The organism is Nostoc sphaeroides (assembly GCF_003443655.1).
Taxonomy (GTDB): Bacteria; Cyanobacteriota; Cyanobacteriia; order Cyanobacteriales; family Nostocaceae; genus Nostoc; species Nostoc sphaeroides.
This window is the reverse complement of the sequence record NZ_CP031941.1, coordinates 4,727,732-4,746,864: the sequence shown is the minus strand read 5'-3', so window position 1 is coordinate 4,746,864 and position 19,133 is coordinate 4,727,732. Positions and strand designations below refer to the sequence as shown.

Annotated in this window: 20 protein-coding genes; 13 read left to right on the top strand and 7 right to left on the bottom strand. The window is 41.3% G+C overall.

Annotated features, from left to right (window positions below; all coding sequences use genetic code 11):
• Together ctaD and D1367_RS21120 are read left to right on the top strand one after the other, a co-directional pair.
• Window positions 1-1,662, top strand: a complete 1,662-nt coding sequence (gene ctaD / locus D1367_RS21125; protein ID WP_118168108.1) for a cytochrome c oxidase subunit I — start codon at window positions 1-3, stop codon at window positions 1,660-1,662.
• Between the two features lie 97 nt (window positions 1,663-1,759).
• Window positions 1,760-2,362, top strand: coding sequence for a cytochrome c oxidase subunit 3 (locus tag D1367_RS21120; RefSeq protein WP_118168107.1), 603 nt, complete (start codon window positions 1,760-1,762; stop codon window positions 2,360-2,362).
• A 138-nt stretch (window positions 2,363-2,500) separates the two neighbouring features.
• On the opposite strand, the gene D1367_RS21115 is transcribed toward D1367_RS21120, so the two are convergent.
• Window positions 2,501-3,280 (bottom strand): hypothetical protein, encoded by a 780-nt coding sequence (locus tag D1367_RS21115; RefSeq protein ID WP_118168106.1) that lies wholly within the window; start codon window positions 3,278-3,280, stop codon window positions 2,501-2,503.
• A 1,161-nt stretch (window positions 3,281-4,441) separates the two neighbouring features.
• Between D1367_RS21115 and D1367_RS32885 the strand changes: the two genes are divergently transcribed.
• Window positions 4,442-5,680, top strand: a complete 1,239-nt coding sequence (locus D1367_RS32885; RefSeq protein WP_181984909.1) for a calcium-binding protein — start codon at window positions 4,442-4,444, stop codon at window positions 5,678-5,680.
• Between the two features lie 527 nt (window positions 5,681-6,207).
• Here D1367_RS32885 and D1367_RS21105 read toward each other — a convergent pair.
• From D1367_RS21105 to D1367_RS21095, 3 genes are all read right to left on the bottom strand, one after another.
• Entirely contained in the window at window positions 6,208-7,041 is an 834-nt protein-coding gene (locus D1367_RS21105) for a CheR family methyltransferase (protein WP_118168105.1), read from the bottom strand.
• A 233-nt stretch (window positions 7,042-7,274) separates the two neighbouring features.
• The gene (locus D1367_RS21100; protein ID WP_118168104.1) at window positions 7,275-7,805 is read right to left on the bottom strand and encodes a hypothetical protein; all 531 of its coding nucleotides are present in this window, start codon (window positions 7,803-7,805) and stop codon (window positions 7,275-7,277) included.
• Window positions 7,806-8,170: 365 nt separating this feature from the next.
• Window positions 8,171-8,737 (bottom strand): HD domain-containing protein, encoded by a 567-nt coding sequence (locus tag D1367_RS21095; RefSeq protein WP_118168103.1) that lies wholly within the window; start codon window positions 8,735-8,737, stop codon window positions 8,171-8,173.
• Window positions 8,738-9,513: 776 nt separating this feature from the next.
• Between D1367_RS21095 and D1367_RS21090 the strand changes: the two genes are divergently transcribed.
• The 4 genes from D1367_RS21090 to D1367_RS21075 all read left to right on the top strand — a co-directional run bounded on the left by D1367_RS21090 (window position 9,514) and on the right by D1367_RS21075 (window position 11,557).
• Window positions 9,514-10,254, top strand: a complete 741-nt coding sequence (locus D1367_RS21090; RefSeq protein ID WP_118168102.1) for an LmeA family phospholipid-binding protein — start codon at window positions 9,514-9,516, stop codon at window positions 10,252-10,254.
• A gap of 36 nt (window positions 10,255-10,290) precedes the next feature.
• Window positions 10,291-10,842: a DUF2231 domain-containing protein gene (locus D1367_RS21085; RefSeq protein ID WP_118168101.1), complete on the top strand. Its 552-nt coding sequence runs from the start codon at window positions 10,291-10,293 to the stop codon at window positions 10,840-10,842.
• 93 nt (window positions 10,843-10,935) lie between these two features.
• Window positions 10,936-11,352: a ribosomal maturation YjgA family protein gene (locus tag D1367_RS21080; RefSeq protein ID WP_118168100.1), complete on the top strand. Its 417-nt coding sequence runs from the start codon at window positions 10,936-10,938 to the stop codon at window positions 11,350-11,352.
• Complete coding sequence (locus tag D1367_RS21075; RefSeq protein WP_118168099.1) at window positions 11,330-11,557, top strand: DUF167 domain-containing protein; 228 nt, start codon at window positions 11,330-11,332, stop codon at window positions 11,555-11,557. The genes D1367_RS21080 and D1367_RS21075 overlap by 23 nt, the downstream gene beginning before the upstream one ends.
• A gap of 344 nt (window positions 11,558-11,901) precedes the next feature.
• Here D1367_RS21075 and D1367_RS21070 read toward each other — a convergent pair whose 3' ends face one another.
• A complete protein-coding gene (locus tag D1367_RS21070; protein ID WP_118168098.1) occupies window positions 11,902-12,513 on the bottom strand; it encodes a glutathione S-transferase family protein in 612 nt (203 codons plus the stop codon).
• Between the two features lie 209 nt (window positions 12,514-12,722).
• Here D1367_RS21070 and D1367_RS21065 point away from each other — a divergent pair, with 209 nt between their 5' ends.
• From D1367_RS21065 to D1367_RS21045, 5 genes are all read left to right on the top strand, one after another.
• Window positions 12,723-13,427, top strand: coding sequence for an SOS response-associated peptidase (locus D1367_RS21065; protein ID WP_118168097.1), 705 nt, complete (start codon window positions 12,723-12,725; stop codon window positions 13,425-13,427).
• A 79-nt stretch (window positions 13,428-13,506) separates the two neighbouring features.
• Window positions 13,507-14,028: a photosystem I assembly protein Ycf3 gene (locus D1367_RS21060; RefSeq protein ID WP_118171604.1), complete on the top strand. Its 522-nt coding sequence runs from the start codon at window positions 13,507-13,509 to the stop codon at window positions 14,026-14,028.
• Window positions 14,029-14,104: 76 nt separating this feature from the next.
• The gene (gene gatC / locus D1367_RS21055; RefSeq protein ID WP_118168096.1) at window positions 14,105-14,395 is read left to right on the top strand and encodes an Asp-tRNA(Asn)/Glu-tRNA(Gln) amidotransferase subunit GatC; all 291 of its coding nucleotides are present in this window, start codon (window positions 14,105-14,107) and stop codon (window positions 14,393-14,395) included.
• Window positions 14,396-14,647: 252 nt separating this feature from the next.
• Entirely contained in the window at window positions 14,648-15,616 is a 969-nt protein-coding gene (locus tag D1367_RS21050) for a glutathione S-transferase family protein (RefSeq protein WP_118168095.1), read from the top strand.
• A 955-nt stretch (window positions 15,617-16,571) separates the two neighbouring features.
• Complete coding sequence (locus tag D1367_RS21045; protein WP_118168094.1) at window positions 16,572-17,084, top strand: hypothetical protein; 513 nt, start codon at window positions 16,572-16,574, stop codon at window positions 17,082-17,084.
• Between the two features lie 139 nt (window positions 17,085-17,223).
• Here D1367_RS21045 and D1367_RS21040 read toward each other — a convergent pair whose 3' ends face one another.
• Both D1367_RS21040 and D1367_RS21035 read right to left on the bottom strand, forming a co-directional pair.
• A complete protein-coding gene (locus tag D1367_RS21040; protein ID WP_118168093.1) occupies window positions 17,224-17,805 on the bottom strand; it encodes a thioredoxin family protein in 582 nt (193 codons plus the stop codon).
• A 146-nt stretch (window positions 17,806-17,951) separates the two neighbouring features.
• Window positions 17,952-18,167, bottom strand: a complete 216-nt coding sequence (locus tag D1367_RS21035) for a chlorophyll a/b-binding protein (RefSeq protein WP_118168092.1) — start codon at window positions 18,165-18,167, stop codon at window positions 17,952-17,954.
• Window positions 18,168-18,362: 195 nt separating this feature from the next.
• Between D1367_RS21035 and thyX the strand changes: the two genes are divergently transcribed.
• On the top strand, window positions 18,363-19,085 hold the full coding sequence (gene thyX / locus D1367_RS21030; protein WP_118168091.1) for an FAD-dependent thymidylate synthase: 723 nt from the start codon (window positions 18,363-18,365) through the stop codon (window positions 19,083-19,085).
• Window positions 19,086-19,133 lie beyond the last annotated feature (48 nt).

Below are 19,133 nucleotides of genomic sequence, written 5' to 3'. Positions count from 1 at the left end.
ATGACTAATGTTCCTATTGAAGGTATTCTTCTCCCTGATGAGAAGCATAACCACGAATCTCCAAGTAATTGGAAAGAATACTTCAGCTTTAGTACCGACCACAAGGTAATTGGTATCCAGTATCTCGTTACCTCCTTCTTCTTCTTTCTCGTCGGCGGTATCTTTGCGATGGTGATGCGGGGGGAACTGATGACACCCGAATCAGATTTAGTCGATCGCACCGTCTACAACGGTATGTTCACCATGCACGGCACTGTGATGCTGTTTTTGTGGACATTTCCCTCACTCGTTGGTTTTGCCAACTATTTAGTACCCCTGATGATTGGGGCGCGAGATATGGCATTTCCCCGCCTGAACGCCGTCGCCTTTTGGATGGTGCCAGTAGTCGGAATTATCATGATGGGTAGTTTCTTTGTCCCTGGTGGGCCAGCCCAAGCCGGTTGGTGGTCTTACCCGCCAGTCAGTCTCCAAAATCCCACAGGTAATTTGATTAATGGCCAAGTTCTCTGGCTCTTAGCGGTGGCAATATCCGGCGTATCCTCAATTATGGGGGCAGTGAACTTTGTCACCACCATCGTGAAGATGCGGGCCCCAGGAATGGGCTTCTTCAAAATGCCCTTGTTTGTCTGGGCAGTATTTAGCGCCCAAATTATCCAACTATTTGGACTACCGGCATTGACAGCTGGTGCAGTGATGCTGCTACTCGACCTCACAGCAGGCACCGCCTTTTTCGACCCCGCCAAGGGTGGTAATCCAGTAATGTTTGAGCATTACTTCTGGTTCTACTCCCACCCCGCCGTTTACGTGATTATTTTGCCTATCTTCGGCATTTTCTCGGAAATCTTTCCAGTTTATTCACGTAAACCCTTATTTGGTTACAAAGTAGTTGCCGTTTCATCGATTTTGATTGCCGTAGTTAGCGGTATTGTTTGGGTACACCACATGTACGTCAGTGGTACACCCGGGTGGATGCGGTTGATTTTCATGCTGACGACGATGTTTGTATCTGTCCCCACAGGAATTAAAGTATTTGCTTGGGTGGCAACTATTTGGGGCGGTAAACTGCGGTTAAATACCCCCATGCTGTTTGCCTTGGGTGCATTAATCATGTTTGTCTTCGCAGGAATCACAGGCATCATGCTTTCCTCCGTGCCCGTTGATGTCCACGTTAACAATACCTACTTTGTGGTGGGACACTTCCACTACGTCCTCTACGGCACTGTGACGATGGGCTTGTATGCAGCCATCTATCACTGGTTCCCCAAAATGACCGGACGGATGTACTCCGAAAGCTGGGGTAAAATCCACTTCTGGTTAGCCTTCATCGGCACCAACCTCAACTTTTTGCCTATGCACCCATTAGGATTGCAAGGAATGCTACGCCGAGTCGCTTCCTACGCCCCAGAGTATCAATACTGGAATATCATCGCTAGCCTCGGCGGATTCCTCTTAGGAATGTCCACCTTGCCCTTCATATTCAACATGGTGATTTCTTGGATGCAAGGCGAGAAAGCACCCGCTAACCCTTGGAGAGCAATCGGACTAGAGTGGTTAGTTTCTTCCCCCCCCCCAGTAGAAAACTTTGAAGAAATTCCCATCATCGTCTCCGAACCCTACGGCTACGGCAAATCAGAACCCTTAACAGCCAACCTCCCAGAATAAACACAAACTATCGGGAAGACGCAAAAACCCTCCGCGTCCCTCTGCGCTTCCCTCCGCGTTCCTTTGCGTTTCAAATTCCTCTCAAACTAACAGCAAAATGGACAGTTATATCGATTCCCACGAATTGCACCACACAGCCGCAGAACATACCCACGACGAAGAAGGCAACAAGATGTTTGGCTTCATTGTCTTCCTCCTCTCAGAAAGCGTCATTTTCTTGAGTTTTTTCGCTGGATATGCCATCTACAAAACAACAACCCCTAACTGGCTACCAGCTGGTGTTTCGGGGCTAGAAGTAAAAGAACCGACAATCAACACGATAATTCTTGTCGCTAGTAGTTTTGTGATTTACTTAGCAGAACGTGCCCTGCAACGCCATGACTTAGTAAAATTTCGCCTGTTTCTCTTGACAACAATGGCGATGGGTACTTACTTTTTGGTTGGGCAAGCGATTGAATGGAACGGCCTCGATTTTGGCTTCACCACAGGGGTATTTGGTGGAACGTTTTACCTGCTAACAGGTTTCCACGGTTTGCACGTTTTCACCGGCATTCTGTTGCAGTCGATTATTTTGGTACGTTCTTTCATCCCTGGCAACTACGACACAGGCCACTTCGGCGTGAACGCGACTTCGTTGTTCTGGCACTTCGTCGATGTTATCTGGATTATTTTGTTTATCCTCATCTACGTTTGGCAGTAAATGAGAATGAGGGAGTAATTTCTCCCTCTGCTTATTTAATTCAATTGATGATTGCAACACATGCTTGGGGAAAGAAAGACGCGATGAATCGCGTCTCTACAAGTGGTCTGTTTGTCGGATTGTTTTTTCAAATTTGTATTAGACTAAATAACTCGTGTTGGGCACGATCGCAAATAAGGCATACTCATACCAAGCAGTCCATAAGAAACTGCGAATCCATCGCTGGCGCTTTTCGGGACTCAATTCATATTCAAACGCGCCACTAGATACATCAATGGAAGATAGGTGAGAGTTGCAACCGCAGCCGTGTTGATAAGTAAAACCGTATTTAGAAGCAATACTTTGCACCTTCATCTGAATCGCAAACACCTTACCTGCATGGAGTATGGCATCCCAAGCCCGCTTGTGTTCGATATCGCGCTGATCAAATCTTAAGGCGCGTTCTTCAAAAACATGATCGCGGTAAATTGGTGCTAGATGCACATGATAAAAGCTGGCAGGTAGTTCATAACCAAACTCGTTGAATAAATCTATGCCAATGTGAGCCACTTTTACTTCATCAGCATATTCTGTCCCCTTTGACTCCACATCACGGAGAATTTCTGCAAAGTTTGGATAGCTGTGTTTGAGAAAGTCTTGCCCAAAAAATTCTAGGGTTTCCCATGCCAGTTGTGTAAATAGCTGAGAGAATGACGGTATCAAGTGAGCTAGTTGGGGGCGATCGCTAAATAAGTCAACATCACCATGCTGTAATTTGTATAAGAACAACTGTGCCATCTCAACATAGCTCTGAGGATGGGAAACTCCGACACTTGTGGTTCCTCTAGCAATGTCTTGCCATGTAGAAGGTAGTTGAGAAACGTGAACCGCATTTTCTCCAGCAATGACTGCAACAGGAGGACATTCGAGAAGCTGCATCGACAATCTCCTTTAAGAGTTTAATGTGTAATTTACCTTAAGCGATGTCTAGCGACAAGCCGCGTTGCGTCTACGCTAAGTCTATCTTCTGAACACAATTAAAAATGTTTGACAGACTGTCTTTTGACAGCGATGCCTACGACGGGCTACATCTACGCAACTCAATACTGCGTAGGTTTTGAATCGATTCCCTCACCCCCAACCCCTCTCCCAAAATTGGGAGAGGGGAGCAAATTCTCTAGTTCCCCGAATCCCAATATTGGGAGAAGGGGTTAGGAGATGAGGGCAAAACCTCGAAACAAGACAGATTTTTGCTTAAGTTGACACCAATGGGCTTTTTCCACGCCCCTATGATAAATCTATATGTATCAGGATTTTCGTGAATTGGTATAACAGCTTTATGTAAAGCTTGTATAAACTTGATTATTGCTTGATAATAGATGTCTTCAGCTTACATATAAAATTAATTTATATATATTTCATCACAACTCAATATCACAAAATTATTTTTTGTACAAGAAGAATTTCTATTTTTGTCAAGAACAAAACAAAATTTCACAAGATATCGAATCCTCAATAAGTGAACAAAATACATCTGTGCGAAGGATAAATTTTCGCTTAAACATATTTATACAGATATTAAAATGTATTGTATTTTACAAAAAATTACATATTGAAGATTGGGTAAAGAAGTTTACTTGACCTGGGAATAGTGATAAATAAATAAGTGTCTTGATTGAGCAAAAGAAAACACTCAAAAAACCTGATTTACAGCAGTTTTCATGTATTTGAACCACATCTGTCGTAGGGAAAATTGCTCATACGTGTCAACTTAAGCCAGAAGCTAAGATTGGCAAGCTTTCGAGGTTTGACCCTCACCCCCAACCCCTCTCCCAATTTTGGGAGAGGGGAGCAAATTCTCTAGTTCCCCGAATCCCAATTTTGGGAGAAGGGGTTAGGGGATGAGGGCAAAACGTCGAAATAAGACAGATTTTTGCTTAAGTTGACACCAATGAGCAATGTGCCCCTACCGCGTGGTCTATTTACTTTTGAGAAATCAACAATAAAGAATACATACGTCAGTCGCCAGAAAAAGAAGGTGATGGAAGATTTATCCAAATACCTTTGCCTTAACTCGATTTAGATCAAGGAGAAATTCAAATGGCTATTATTTATGGCAACACGTTCAGCGATGTAGTGTTGAAGGGAAATATTACGAATGTATCAGAAATTATTAGCTACACCCAGATTTATCAGCTAGATATCCCCAATAGTGCCGATTTTGGGACAACCGGAACACCATCTTACAGTTTGAATAACTCCGCAAAAATCTTCCCTGCGGGAATTGATCGCATTGCCTACTACTTAGAACTTGACAATGGTAGTGGTTCACGCTGGGTTTGGGTATCAATGGATGCCTTTACTCAAAATCTGGGCCAAATTGGTGTCCCAACTGTTGCTTCTAATGCTTTTTGGCAGCAACCTGTCAGCAATCTGAATGTTGAATCCAATGTGGCAGGAATCCTTACGGGACAGAAAATCAACACCGGCAACATTGAGTTTTGGCCCAACACTTATGTCCAAAATCCCAGTGTTAATAACATCGGAGGAAGTAACTCCTATGATTTTAATGATTCAACCGGGCCAGCTGGCTATGGCTCAATGCAAATCCATAATTATGGGGCAGGGCAAACTCTTCTTGCTTACAACGCATGGAATACTCCTGGTTTAGACGAGGTTGGCATTGGCAATAATACAGCAATAAATACTATAGATGGTAATATTAATCCGGACTGGACTTTTTCCCAAAACGCGAGTAACTATACCATCAAGCAATTGCAAGTTTGGGTAAAACCAATTGATCGTGGTGGTAACGATATCTTTATCGGTAGTATTGGTAACGATATCTTTATTGGTGGTATTGGTAACGATATCTTTATCGGTGAAAATGGTAACGATACTCTTCTTGGCTTTGGAGGCAATGATCAACTAGCGGGCGGTGCTGGTAACGACTATTTAATTGGTGGTGCTGGTAACGACTATTTAGTTGGTGGTGCTGATAATGACAATCTGACTGGTGGTAGCGGGCTAGATTTCTTTAGCTTCAATTTGCCAACTGATAATAGCATCGACACCATCACGGACTTTAATCCAACAGACGATACAATTGGTATTGAAGCTGGTGGTTTTGGCGGTGGACTTGTTGCTGGTACTCTCCTTCAAACTCAGTTTGTTTTGGGAACAGCAGCAAACAATGCCAGCGTTCGCTTTATCTATAATCAATTTACTGGTGCGCTTTTCTTTGATCCTGATGGCACGGGTGCTAGCGCTCAAGTCAAAATCGCAGAGATCACAACCAAACCTGTGATTAGCTTTGCAGATATTGTTGTCAGGGTATAACACAATACGCTTGGGTTAAGGCTAAAACTCTTTGTGAAAATCAATTTTTTTAACGAACCACTCCAGACGCAGAGGAAACAGAGAGAAGAAAAAATGCTTAACTGAACTGTATTGGGGTATAACAGTGCAGAGAGAAGGAAGAAATGCTTAACTGAACTGTATTACCTTAAAAAGGGCGAAAAATAAGGCATTCTTAGCCCCCCTTTTTAAGGCAGGGCTGTTTCATTCCCTAAAGACCTTTAAAAATCAAGGGTTCTAGCAATTAAAAATTGGTTATTTTGTTACCAACGTGCCGAGAAAATGAACTATTTTACTGATATTTAAGTGCTTAAATGTTCATCTCATGGTCACGCTTACTTACAATTTTCTCGCTAACTATGTTGACAAATCCTGTTTGAAATGGAATGAAACAGCCCTGCCTTTTTAAGGGGGGTTGGGGGGATCGATTCAAAACCTACGCAGTATTGAGACGGTATTTCCCAGTTTTGTTTACCGATTTATGACTACCAAGAAGGCAAATTAGCCTATTACACCGCAATTTTCTTATATATTTTCTCACCTTTGACTATTTCTTCATAGTACTGCTCATAGGGGGTGAATCTGATGGATTCTTGCCTTCCTAAACCCAAAATACCAAAGTTGCAAAGGCTATTATAAAAAAGTTCATGTACCCGTTTTTGAAGTACCTGATTGAAATATATCAGCACGTTACGGCAAAGGATGACATTAAACTCATTAAAAGAGCTATCAGTTGCTAAGTTATGCTGGGCGAAAACAACATTTTCTCTTAGAGATGCTCGAAATATAGCGTTATCATACGCTGCTGTATAATATTCTGAAAAAGACTTTTTTCCGCCTGCTTTCAGATAAAGTTGAGTATATTCCTGCATCAGTTTCAGCGAAAAAATACCACTTTTGGCACTTTGTAATACCTTCTCATTAGTATCAGTGGCATATATGCGGCAACGGTGGTAAAGCCCTTCTTCTTGTAGCAAAATTGCCAGTGAGTAGACTTCTTCACCAGTCGAGCATCCAGCGTGCCAGATGCGAATAAACGGATAGGTTTGCAAGAAGGGGATAACTTGATTTCTAAAGGTCTGATAAAAGCTGGGATCACGAAACATTGATGTGACATTCACCGTCAGAGCAAGCAAAAATCGTTCCAAATAGGCACGGTTGTGGAGTAAGCGTTCTTGCAATGCAGAAACATTTGCTAACCCCTCTAATTCCATGAAGCCCTGAATACGGCGCTTGAGTGAGGAAAGAGCATAATCACGAAAGTCATAACCATAGTACTGATACACACCTTCCAAAAGCAGATGTATTTCTATATCCTCCAAGGTAGGCTTGGGCGAAGTCATAGTACGAATTAGCATATATGTTGAGCCAGTTTCAGTTATTTAAATGTGCTGGCAATACAACGAGTTAAGCTGCTTAGAATTAGCTGAACCAATATTTCCCAAAACACCTGATGGAGAAAAATTTATTCACATTTTATAGTGGTAGGATTTTGATAACTCAAGTAAATCTTACGCCGAAAATAGCTTGCTGGATATATTAAGTTTGCTAACGTTGCTATTTATGGGTTTAAGTTTCACCTGATGGCTGTTATTCCTAAAGCAGCGATCGCTATTATTGAAATCCCAACTAGCCATCTCACCTGATAGCGCAGATTCCTAATCTCTTGGCTTATATTTTCTCTCTGTGGTATAGGATATGGTTGAAGTTCTGCAACTTCAACAGCGACTTGTTGGGGTTTCTTTTGGGCACTTTCAAAAGTCACCTGCGTATGTAGCCAATTAGTGATTAGTTGAGGACAGTTTTTCTTAAACCAATTTAAAGCCAAAGTTCTAAAAACTGGTTTGGACATTCGTGCAATTAATTTCATTACCCTGTTTACGGGTTTCACGCGAAGCTTTTGGTTGATCAGATTGACTGAGCCAACATCATAGAGACAATCCAGAATTAGTTTAACAGTGGCTTCTTCACTGTTAATCAAGTTTTGCAATAAAAGCAGAACATCGCGCATACGCTCTGCTTCAATAACTTTTTCTGTCAAGGTTTCTGGAGAATTTACTGAAGGACTTACGGTTGTATTTAGGTCGTTTCGTCTTACTATTGTCATGTTAGTAACATAGCAGTCATAATAATTTAAGTACACCTGTCTACCGGGAGAAAGACTTTTTATCTAGAGAAAGAACCTAAAAGCCAAATTTTTTTCGTGAGACACATGATTATATGGTGTCTGTAAAAGGGTTATTTGTCTAGTTTCCTGAAAACTTTTATCTACTTCTGAGTAATTGAACTAAAAGCTCCTAGATTCAATGGGAGCATCGGTTTTGAGTAGGAATTCAGCACAGCCTAAACGCCTCGCTACCGCTAATAGGAGTCAGAAGTCAGAATTGATCAGGAGTTCAGTATGATTGGGATATTCATTTATTTATTCTGACTCTTGTATTCTTACCGTTTTGAAAAACATATCTTTATTTTTTATTTAGATGCTAATACGTCAATTTGTGAAACAACCCGTTCTAATTCGTCAATGATTATAGTGGTTCCTGTCTTTCTAAAGACATCCACAAGCGTCCGATAATACCAAAGAGTTCCTTGTTTACCTCCGTGAAAACGTTCCCAAAGTGATTCGCCCAAAACCCGATAATCTTTGAGAATAGATTGGGCATTGTAAAGTTTATCTGCTAATGACACGAGCAGTACTGATGAAGATGCGTTAGAAATATGAGCAATGTATGCTTCCTTGCGCTCTCGCCAAGGTGGTTTTGGAGTTGTATCAGCATCAGTACAACCATCTACAATTGCTGTTACATTGTCACCAAAACGACTGCGAATTTCTTCTCGTGTTGCAGCGCCACCTTGATCTTCGATCGCATCGTGTAAAAGAGCTGCGATCGCTTCATCTTCATTTGCCCCATATTCTAAAGCAATACTGGCAACACCCAATAAATGGGCAACATAAGGAACACCTGAACCTTTACGAACTTGGTTGGCGTGCAGTTGGGTGGCGTAGGTAAGGGCTGTGGTAAAGCGTTCTGATAGCATTGTTTTGAAATAATAAAACAGCTTGTAGTCAGATATTACCCTGATGTTAATGTCAATTTTATAACAAATCACTCCAGACACACAGAATGCAGAGCGGGAAAGGGGTACAGAAGTAATTACAGCTATTTTCAGGTAAATAGACCACGCAGTAGGGGCAATTCATGTAGACGCTTTGCGGTGAGGGGGTTGCAGTCTTCTCTACGAGAGGCTGCGCCAAGGCGGTTTCCGTCGTTAGCGCAGCGTTAGCGACGTTAGGAGCGTCACCCCCGAACCCGCAGGGTATTGCCCCTACGACAGATGTGGTTCAAATACATGAAAACTGCTGTAAATCTCAACCTAAAAATGAGATATCTCTCACTAAAATTGAGATATCCATCAAGATTGCTATGCCTTTAAGAAAATTATTATAATATTGACTAGATTCTATATCAATTCGATACAAGTATGCACCAACCCAAAAATTTGTTTAAAACTACGCTACAAGCTTTATGTTTAAACAAATTTTGATGCAGCATTAATTAAAACAATAAGTATAACGACTAAATTATTAAGATATCATCTTTCTTATGAGCGATATTTGATAATAAGTTTTCCTACGTATACGCCGGAAAAGTTCTGAGTAGAAAAGCCAAAACTTTTATTAGATAAAATTATTTAATTCTACTTTTAGATAGACAATATTTAAATGTTAATTATATCGCCAGATAGATAATATTGTGATGATAATTTATTTAGATTAACTCAAGTATATGCTATTTATAGGAGTTAATTTAATAATGGCAGACAGTCCTGGATTAGGAGAGCAGGCGCTGAATAAAGCGGCAGAAATAGGATTATCTAGCCAATTAGATGAAGTAGAAAAGTTAGATATAGACATCAAAACTGACCCTCTGAAACTAGTTCAAGGTGAGGTAGATGAAGTCAAGATTGAAGGCGAAGGTTTGGTTATGCAGAAAGACCTCCGCATGGAGGAATTGGAAATGCAAATGACTAACGTTGCCATTAATCCTCTGAGTGTGGCTTTTGGCAAAATTGAACTGACCAAACCTACTGAAGCTAAAGCACAGGTTGTGTTAACCGAAGCCGATATTAATCGCGCCTTCAACTCAGAATATGTGCGATCGCAACTGCAAAGCCAGAAAATCCACGTTAACGGGCAACTCACCACTATTGAACCTCAAAATGTAGAATTTCGACTACCTGGCGATGGGAAAGTGGCTTTAAATGCCAGCGTGAAATTAGTAGAAACTGGTGAAAATCAGCAAGTTGCTTTTTCCGCAGTCCCCAAGATTAGCGGCAATGGAAAAACTGTTGCTCTGGAGAATGTCGAGTATGGCAAAAGTGAGGAAATATCGCCAGAGTTGACAAAAGCTTTGATAGATCAAACTAGCGAAATTCTAAATTTGAGTAACTTCGATTTAGAAGGAATGAGTCTGCAAGTTAACCAACTAAAAGTAGAAGTAGGCAAACTAACCCTACAAGCTGAAGCTTATGTTGAAAAAATTCCTTCACCTTAAAAATAAATAAGACGTTAATAAATTCAGGATACTAAAATGGAAACTACAGACACAACGCAAACAAGTTCAACACCTTTCCCAAATATTCCACCAGTTATTGAAAGTAACGACAGTGAGTATCTTGATAGCGGCGTACCTAGCACAGTTGCGATCGCAGGACATCCCCTACATCCTTTGAGTGTGATCTTTCCCATCGCCTTTTTAGCCGCCGCTTTGGGAAGTGACATCGGCTACTGGTTAACTCACGATTTCTTTTGGGCTAGGGCTTCGCTATGGTTAATCGGACTCGGATTAGCTGGAGGCTTACTCGCAGCAGCGATCGGTCTGAGCGACTTTTTGAAAATTGAACGAGTTCGCAAGCGCACCGCCGGTTGGGTGCATTTGATACTTAACGTTTCTATCCTGGTTTTATCACTCGTCAACTTTCTCCTGCGTTGGGGCGACGCTGAGTCCCGAATAGTACCTTGGGGACTATTAATCTCCCTTGTTGTTGGTACACTGACTAGCGCTTCCGGCTGGTTCGGTGCTGAACTCTCCTATCGCCACAAAATCGGTGTAGTAGGCGCTGGTAGCAGAAGATATCCATAACGAAATAATTCGTAATTAAAATCCAAAATTACGAATTATTAAGAAAGAGGAGTGCAGAGGCTAAAATTTTCGTTAGTCTTTAGCCTTGAGAAAATGCTCCAACATCGTAACCAAACAATATTTATTATTCTTTCTCTGCTCATCGTTGTACCGATGGGCTTTTTGTTTAAGTACTACACAGGCCCTGCCCAGCAATGGTTTAATGACTACGGAGCAGCTATATTTTACGAAATATTTTGGTGTCTGTTTGCATTTTGGTTTTTTAGAAGTCGGGCGGCGATAATCCAAATTCCTATATGGGTTTTTGTCATCACCTGTATACTAGAATTCTTGCAACTTTGGCATCCGCCGCTATTAGAAGAGATTCGCGCCACCTTGATAGGTAAATTGTTACTTGGTACTACCTTTGTTTGGTGGGATTTTCCTCATTATGTATTGGGTTCTGTCTTAGGTTGGTTGTGGCTACGACAATTACAGAAAATAGGTTATGCAAAAAAAAGTCAAAGTTAAACCTAATTCAAAACAGCAAAAAATTGAAGAACAACCTGATGGCAGTTTAACTGTGTATTTAAAATCGCCCCCAGTCGATGGTAAGGCTAATGAAGAGTTAATTAAACTATTAGCAAAGAAATTTGATGTAGCCAAATCTGATATCAGAATAAAATCAGGTTTGTCCGCTCGGCAAAAGCTGATAGAAATTGATACAGACTACTAGTAGCTGCTTATTAAAAGGGAACAGGGAACAGGCAAGAGGGAACAGGGAAATCCCCATAATTAAAATTAGGGGATTTGTACAAGGACGTATTTTTTCTTGCGCTGCGCGTCCCCTTAAAAAATGTTTTTATTTTTTTTCATAAATAAATTTAGGGGCTTTAGACCCAAAATTCGGGCAGGTTTTCAAAGCTGTTCCCTGTTCCCTCTTCCCTGTTCCCTGCCCGAAGGGCTTGGTAATAACCTTATTGGAAAATGCCTCCTGCTGAATGTGAGGCAATGTCCCACCCAATATATCCTCTAGCAAAGCCAAGAAACGAGAGACACAAAAGAAGCAAAATAGACTTTTTATGCTTGTGTAATACTGATATACCTTGGTTGAGCTTTGACTCTTTCTATCCAATTTTGGATAGCAGGAAATTGTGTTAAATCGAACCCACCTTCATCAGCTACATGAGTGTACGCGAACAAGGCGATATCAGCAATTGTGTAACGCTCTCCTACAAAAAAGCTGTGAGAAGTTAAGTGTTTTTCCATCAGGCTAAGTGCTGCATAACCTGGTTCACGTTTTTGCTTTATAGCTTCACTATATTCTTCAGCTTTACCTAAAATAGAAATCCAAAATCTTGATGTAGCAATAAAAGGTTCATGGCTATACTGTTCAAAACATAACCATTGCAGCACCTGCGCTCGTAAAAAGCGGTCATAGGGTAAAAATTCTGTACCTTCACTTAAATATACCAATATGGCATTTGATTCTGCCAAGTATTTCCCTGACTCGATTTCAATAAGAGGTATCTTTCCATTTGGATTTTTACTTAAAAATTCTGGTGTTCGAGTCTCGCCTTTCAAAATGTTAAGCTCTACCCTCTCAAAAGGCATACCTAGTTGTGTTAATAAAAGACGTATCTTATAACCATTACCAGAAGGTAAAAAATCGTACAGACACAGTAGTTCCATGCTAAAATGCAGTTAAGAATATGTTGAGAATTAGAGGTTCAAAATACAATATCTTACCAAAATATTTTCCCAAAACCGGATGATTTTTTTGAAGATTTCGCTTAGAAATAATAAAGAGAAATAATAAATAAAATTATCTGGAAAAATAAAAAACATTATTCATTTCTAGATTGAGATGTTTAATTTAGTTAGTGGTCGAGAATAAAAGTATGTGTGGAAGATTTACTCTAAATCAGTCAGCAGAAGCTTTAGCTCAAGTTTTCCATGTCGTCGAGCCAGTTCTGGATTTAGCAGCCGGATATAACATTGCACCGACGCAAATGGTGGCAACAGTGTTAGAAAATCCCGAAAGCGAAAAGCGTGAATTTAAGCAGTTGTATTGGGGATTAATTCCCTCATGGGCGAAAGATGCAGGGATAGGGGCAAAGCTGATTAACGCTAGGGCTGAAACTGTTGCCGAAAAGCCTTCTTTTCGTTCGGCTTTTAAGCATCGACGTTGTTTAGTGATAGCTGATGGCTTTTATGAGTGGCAACGGCAACAAGGCAAAAAGCAGCCATTTTATTTTCGCCTTCAAGATGGGCAACCCTTCGCCTTTGCAGGTTTATGGGAGAAATGGCGTTCGCCTGCTAACGAAGAAATAATCTCTTGTACAATTTTGACAACGGCAGCTAACGAATTACTCCAACCTATCCACGAGCGGATGCCAGTGATTCTAGAGCCAGAAGATTACGATTTATGGCTAGATTCCCAAGTGCAAACGCCCCAAACCCTACAGCAGCTGTTGCGTCCCTATCCAGCCCCAGCAATGACTGCGTATCCAGTTAGCACCTTGGTAAACAACTCTCGGCATAATAGTCCAGAGTGCATCATCCCACTCAGTGAGAAGAATGCCCCCACAAATCAGTTAAATTAGCTATTGAGTGGACAACGGGACAAGGAGAATAACCAATGCCCCATGCCCAATGCCCCATGCCCAATATCCACAGACAAATATGCCAAGAACACAAAAGAACGATAATTTTGTTGACAAATCCTTTACAGTGATGGCGGATATCATCCTGAAGATCCTGCCAACCAACAAAAAAGCTAAAGAAGCGTTTGTTTATTATCGAGATGGCATGTCAGCCCAAGCAGAAGGGGAATATGCTGAAGCATTAGAATATTATGAAGAAGCTCTAACACTAGAGGATGATACCAACGATCGCGGCTATATTTTCTACAATATGGGGCTAATCTATGCGAGCAACGGCGACCACAACAAAGCTTTAGAACTGTATCACCAGGCAATTGAGTTAAACCCACGGATGCCCCAAGCCTTGAACAACATCGCCGTGATTTATCACTACCAAGGCGAAAAAGAGAAAGAAGCTGGAGATAACGAGGCTGGCGAAGCACTGTTTGACCAAGCCGCAGACTATTGGATTCGAGCTATTCGCATGGCTCCCAATAACTACATCGAAGCTCAAAACTGGCTAAAAACCACCGGGCGATCGCAAATTGACGTATTCTTTTAGTCATTAGTCATTAGTTCTTTGTCATTTGCTAAGGACTAATGACCAATGACCAATGACCAATGACAAATGACAATTTATGATTGACCAACAACAAGTTCATAAAGTAGCTAATCTTGCTCGTTTAGAATTGACTCCAGAAGAAGAGGAACAATTCACTACCCAGTTAGGAAGTATTCTGGATTATATTCAACAGTTGGATGAACTTGATGTTAGTAATGTGCCCCCAACAACGCGGGCAATTGATGTCAGCAACATCACACGAGAGGATAAATTGCAACCCTATCCTGACCGAGAAAGCATCCTTAACAGTGCGCCTGAACAGGAAGGCGAATTTTTCAAAGTACCAAAAATCCTCAACGCTGAATAGTCAAAAGTCAACAGTCAAAATTTTTAGATTTTTGACTGTTGACTAACGCTCTTTTATGACTCTCGTGGGATAAAAATCATCTACCCTTATTTTTAAGGACTTTTATGAATTTAGGCTTTTGTTGGGTTGAGGAACGAAACCCAACCCCAACAAAATCAGAGATTGTTGGGGTTTCACGAATGTTCAACCCAACCTACGAATATTTTATTTTTTCAGAGTAATAAAAGAGCGCTAATAACTAAGGAGATAATTATGGGTTTGGGAATTCTTAAGGATGGTCAGTGGATATCTCGAAGGGATCAAGAAGACTCAAAAGGTAAATTTATCCGTCCATCAACTACTTTCCGTAACCACATTACAGCCGATGGTTCTAGTGGGTTCAAAGCTGAAGCAGGGCGTTATCATCTGTATATTTCTTGGGCTTGCCCTTGGGCGTGTCGCACTGCCATTATCCGCCAATTGAAAGGACTCCAAGATGTCATTGGGTTATCAGTCGTTGCCGCAGAAATTGATCAAAATAGCTGGGAATTTGGTGATGAACCGGGGTGCATTCCCGATACAGTCAACGGTACTCAGTATCTTTGGCAACTTTATCTAAAAGCTGATCCTAACTATAGCGGTCGGGTGACAGTTCCAGTTTTATGGGATATCCAAAATGGGACAATTGTCAATAATGAATCCCGCGAAATCATTCGGATGTTTGATACAGAATTCAATGCTTTCGCTAAACAAAATATCAACTTTTATCCAGAACATTTACAAAAAGTAATTGACGAGACGATTGATAAAATTTATCAACCAATAAATAACGGTGTCTACCGGGCAGGATTTGCTACTACTCAGTCGGCTTATGATGAAGCGGTAACGGAATTATTCACCGCTCTCGACTACTGGGAAAAAGTATTAGGAAATCAACGCTATCTTTGCGGAAATCAAATTACTGAGGCGGACTGGTGTATGTTCACTACTCTGTTTCGTTTCGATGTAGTTTATTATGTGCATTTCAAATGCAACTTACGCAGGATTGTAGATTATCCGAATCTGTGGAATTATCTCAAAGAACTTTACCAACAGCCGGGAGTCAAAGAGACTTGCAATCTTGACCACATCAAACGGCATTATTACAGAAGCCATCCCCAAGTTAACCCAACTCGCATCGTCCCAAAAGGGCCACTGATTGATTTTGATGCACCCCATAACCGGGATAAAATATTTACTTGATTGTTTTGTTCGCTTGTCGCGTCATCGCTTTATAGCGTTAATTTTTGCAAAATATACCTACTCCAGTACAAATACTCAAAATTACAGGAATTCGATAAAGTTTAGAGGATATTTGAAAAATCCTTTTGTCGAGCTTGAAAACAACTAGCAGGGCTGCGGGGTTCTTTTATTAAAAGAAGTTACAAAATTTCGGTTAAAGTGCCGAATGGCACTAAGAAAAGCCCAAAGACTTATGTAGCAATCGTTCCCAGCCTCCAGGCTGTGAACGAATTCTGAATGGGCTGCTGCCTCTTGTCAAAAAAGAGGAGGCGGAGCCTCTAGGAATGGTTTCCCAGCCTGGAGGCTGGGAACCAGTTGGAGCAAGGGCTGTATCTTAACTTAGTGCCATTCGTTAAAGTGCCCAAGACTAGACGATGGTGAAGATGCTCAATCACCCGGATGTGACCCCCGTAAATGCAGTCAAAAGGGGGGCGTTGAATAATTAACTTGTAACAAAGGTCTTCGTGAGTTTCTACGGTTATAACAGAAGGTGACATTAGGATACACTGGCTTTTGAGTACACTAGAAGTTCAGCAGCAACAAACAAAATCGCTGCTGGTTACTTCATGCCTAGTATCCTATTGCTTTTTGCTGTATGAAACTTACTTAAATCTACGGCTAGTCTCCCTGAAGAAGGTTTCTGAGCATCTAAAAAGACTCCCACTGTTTTGAGGCTATAGCCTTAGAATATTTACAAGCTTTACTTACGAATTAGCTCTCTCTAGAGAAAGAAAGTACCGTTTTTGCTGTCTAAGCTGACATTCTACCTGTTTCTATTGGTATCTGTGTAGCTTAACAAATCAACGGATTCATTAATATTAAGCCTGTTTTACTATTTAGTTTCTTACCCTGACCTATTAGACAGCTAGAGTGTTCATTTCACTTTGTTCAATAGCTTTTAGCCCTTATCGCTCCCATGCTCACCCATCACCGCAAGCCCGTGTGCTTATCACTTATTTCCACTGACCTACCAATCTGGTCTGTTGTGGAAACTGCCGCGACATTGTATCAAAAAGATACTGATAGATTCCATTTGCTGCTGACCGCACCGCCCCTAATTAGCTGTGAAGTAGAGACTGTAGTAAGTCCAGAGGATACACTTCCCCAAAGTAAGAGCAAAGCTTACGCCCCTAACAGTCCCAGAATTTTGTGGCTGGAGATTTCCCCTTATCGGGTCATCATGACCATGCAAGGTAACGCTCAAGTGAGTTACCGTCACTTTTGGGAACGGGGCATTTATGGCATTAGTCGCTATTGGTTGCCAACTGAGTCGTTGCAACCTAACAATCCGATTCGTTTACGAAATTTTACTAGTAGCCTAATTCTCAACGGACATCCCTTACCAGAACATTTGCGTCTGGAATATGAATTGTGGGCAGAAAAAGTCCAACTAGGATGCTACATACTGAATTTGGAAATTAAACATTGATAGTTATGGGGAGTAGGGACTGGGGACTGGGGACTGGGAGATATGAGGGGACAAGGGGAATCATTCTTAACTCCTAACTCCTAACTCCTAACTCCTAACTCCTAACTCCTAACTCAGCACTCCCAATACCCTATGTCTTTCAACCAAAATAACTGGGTTGGTTTCCAGGTTTCCATTTAATATTGCAACCAACACTCGGCTTTTGGTCGCTTGTAACGGGTTTATCTGCCAGCACTGCTTCAATGGCTGCGCGTAAATCTGCGCCTGTTACAGGTTTACCATTACTGGGGCGGCTATCGTCTAATTGTCCGCGATAAACAAGTTGCCGTTGGTCATCAAATACAAAAAAATCAGGTGTGCAAGCTGCTGTGTAAGCCTTTGCCGTTTCCTGACTTTCGTCGTAGCATAAGGTAAAATTAAACCCTTGTTCTGTCGCAAATGCTTGTAACGACTCTGGCGCATCATCTGGGTAATTTTTTGCATCGTTAGCACTAATGGCAACGATCGCTAAATCACTTGTAAAATAATCTTTTCCTAACTGCACTAATTCTTGTTGAATGTGCTTTACAAATGGGCAATGCCGACAAATAAACATTACCAACAGCGCTTTTTTACCTGCAAAGGTGGAAAGTGAAGTTGCCTTTCCAGATACTACTTCCGGTAGATTAAAATCTGGTGCTTTTGTGCCTATTGGCAACATAGTTGAAGCTGTTAAAGCCATAGTTCACCCAATATTTTTACGCTGATAACTAACGGCTTTTGCTATCAGTATATTTTTACTCTAGCACTAAGTTTTCCATAAATTAAGAGACGGTAAATTTACCGTCTCTTATTATTTGTTGAGAATTAAGTTATAGAAATAAGTTTTTACAGACTTGCCAAAATACCAACGATGCCGTGTCCTGTGAATACTTCTAATGCTATGAGAGAGACAAAACCAATCATTGCTAAACGACCATTGAGCATTTCTGCATAGGGAGTGAAACCAGTGCGATCGCCTTGCTCATCTATATAAACCTTTGGCTCGATCGCAAAGTTGTTCAGTTTGCCTTGGTCATCAATTATAGCAGTGTTTGTACGCATGGATTTTTCCCTGTCTTCTCTTTATATAAATAACTGTAACAAAGTTATTAATTTTTGTAAAGTATCTTAATCTGGTCAAGTAGAAGACCCAACCAGAGATATGATCGTGGATCGAGTTAAAAGCTATCTATAACAAGCAAGCTCCGCTCCTTCTGCGTAAGCAATCTCAGTTACCAATCCATTCCCCATAAGCTAATGCATCGATTTCGAGTAGAGGTTATTGCCAAAACACCAAACCCGCAGCAGGTGATTTATGCCGCGATGCACCAAGACTATACCGATGGGTTCGTGTATGATGAGCGCGACTCTTGGCCCTCGGAGTCACAAAGCGGCGAAGTTATTGTTAAGCGACTTTTAGCCGGGGAGAGGGGACACTACGGGCCTCTAGAGCATCCCCAAATTGTTTTCAACTGTGGCTACTTTCCTCACAGTGTGATGCAGCAGGCCCGTACTCATCGTGTAGGAGTATCATTTGATGTTCAGTCATTTAGGTACACAGGCAACCAATTTATTGACGTAGTAGAAGGTAAGAAAGACATAGAAGATGTTTTTTACGTCCGTCCCGTTGGTTATTACACTGATAGACAAGGAAAAAAGTACCATTATTCACCAGAGCAACGAGCAGCAGATTTGCAGTGGTGTCTAGAAGCAGCTAAACGATATAAAGCTGATTTTGAGGGTGGAATGTCTGAAGAACATGCAAGAGGTAAAGTGCCTTTTGATTATCGCCAGCATTTTGTAGTTAGTTTCAATTTAAGGTCTTTCTTGCATTTTTGTGACCTGAGAAATAAGAAAGATGCCCAACTTGAAATTCAAAAGTTGTGTGAAATGATGTGGCCTCATTTTGAAGATTGGGCACCTGCGATCGCACAATGGTATGAAAAGCAGCGTCTAGGTAAGGCAAGATTAGCACCATAATCACATTTTGGGGAATTCATAGTGAATTCTGACCGGAGACGGAGCGTC

Bases quoted from the DNA above. Each gene is read 5' to 3' on its own strand.
- D1367_RS21080 (WP_118168100.1), top strand. From the start codon at position 10,936: ATGCTCCAACATCGTAACCAAACAATATTTATTATTCTTTCTCTGCTC.
- D1367_RS21070 (WP_118168098.1), bottom strand. From the start codon at position 12,513: ATGGAACTACTGTGTCTGTACGATTTTTTACCTTCTGGTAATGGTTAT.
- ctaD (WP_118168108.1), top strand. From the start codon at position 1: ATGACTAATGTTCCTATTGAAGGTATTCTTCTCCCTGATGAGAAGCAT.
- D1367_RS32885 (WP_181984909.1), top strand. From the start codon at position 4,442: ATGGCTATTATTTATGGCAACACGTTCAGCGATGTAGTGTTGAAGGGA.
- D1367_RS21045 (WP_118168094.1), top strand. From the start codon at position 16,572: ATGCTCACCCATCACCGCAAGCCCGTGTGCTTATCACTTATTTCCACT.
- D1367_RS21075 (WP_118168099.1), top strand. From the start codon at position 11,330: ATGCAAAAAAAAGTCAAAGTTAAACCTAATTCAAAACAGCAAAAAATT.
- D1367_RS21050 (WP_118168095.1), top strand. From the start codon at position 14,648: ATGGGTTTGGGAATTCTTAAGGATGGTCAGTGGATATCTCGAAGGGAT.
- D1367_RS21065 (WP_118168097.1), top strand. From the start codon at position 12,723: ATGTGTGGAAGATTTACTCTAAATCAGTCAGCAGAAGCTTTAGCTCAA.
- D1367_RS21035 (WP_118168092.1), bottom strand. From the start codon at position 18,167: ATGCGTACAAACACTGCTATAATTGATGACCAAGGCAAACTGAACAAC.
- D1367_RS21085 (WP_118168101.1), top strand. From the start codon at position 10,291: ATGGAAACTACAGACACAACGCAAACAAGTTCAACACCTTTCCCAAAT.
- D1367_RS21100 (WP_118168104.1), bottom strand. From the start codon at position 7,805: ATGACAATAGTAAGACGAAACGACCTAAATACAACCGTAAGTCCTTCA.
- D1367_RS21115 (WP_118168106.1), bottom strand. From the start codon at position 3,280: ATGCAGCTTCTCGAATGTCCTCCTGTTGCAGTCATTGCTGGAGAAAAT.
- D1367_RS21120 (WP_118168107.1), top strand. From the start codon at position 1,760: ATGGACAGTTATATCGATTCCCACGAATTGCACCACACAGCCGCAGAA.
- D1367_RS21090 (WP_118168102.1), top strand. From the start codon at position 9,514: ATGGCAGACAGTCCTGGATTAGGAGAGCAGGCGCTGAATAAAGCGGCA.
- D1367_RS21060 (WP_118171604.1), top strand. From the start codon at position 13,507: ATGCCAAGAACACAAAAGAACGATAATTTTGTTGACAAATCCTTTACA.
- thyX (WP_118168091.1), top strand. From the start codon at position 18,363: ATGCATCGATTTCGAGTAGAGGTTATTGCCAAAACACCAAACCCGCAG.
- gatC (WP_118168096.1), top strand. From the start codon at position 14,105: ATGATTGACCAACAACAAGTTCATAAAGTAGCTAATCTTGCTCGTTTA.
- D1367_RS21095 (WP_118168103.1), bottom strand. From the start codon at position 8,737: ATGCTATCAGAACGCTTTACCACAGCCCTTACCTACGCCACCCAACTG.
- D1367_RS21105 (WP_118168105.1), bottom strand. From the start codon at position 7,041: ATGACTTCGCCCAAGCCTACCTTGGAGGATATAGAAATACATCTGCTT.
- D1367_RS21040 (WP_118168093.1), bottom strand. From the start codon at position 17,805: ATGGCTTTAACAGCTTCAACTATGTTGCCAATAGGCACAAAAGCACCA.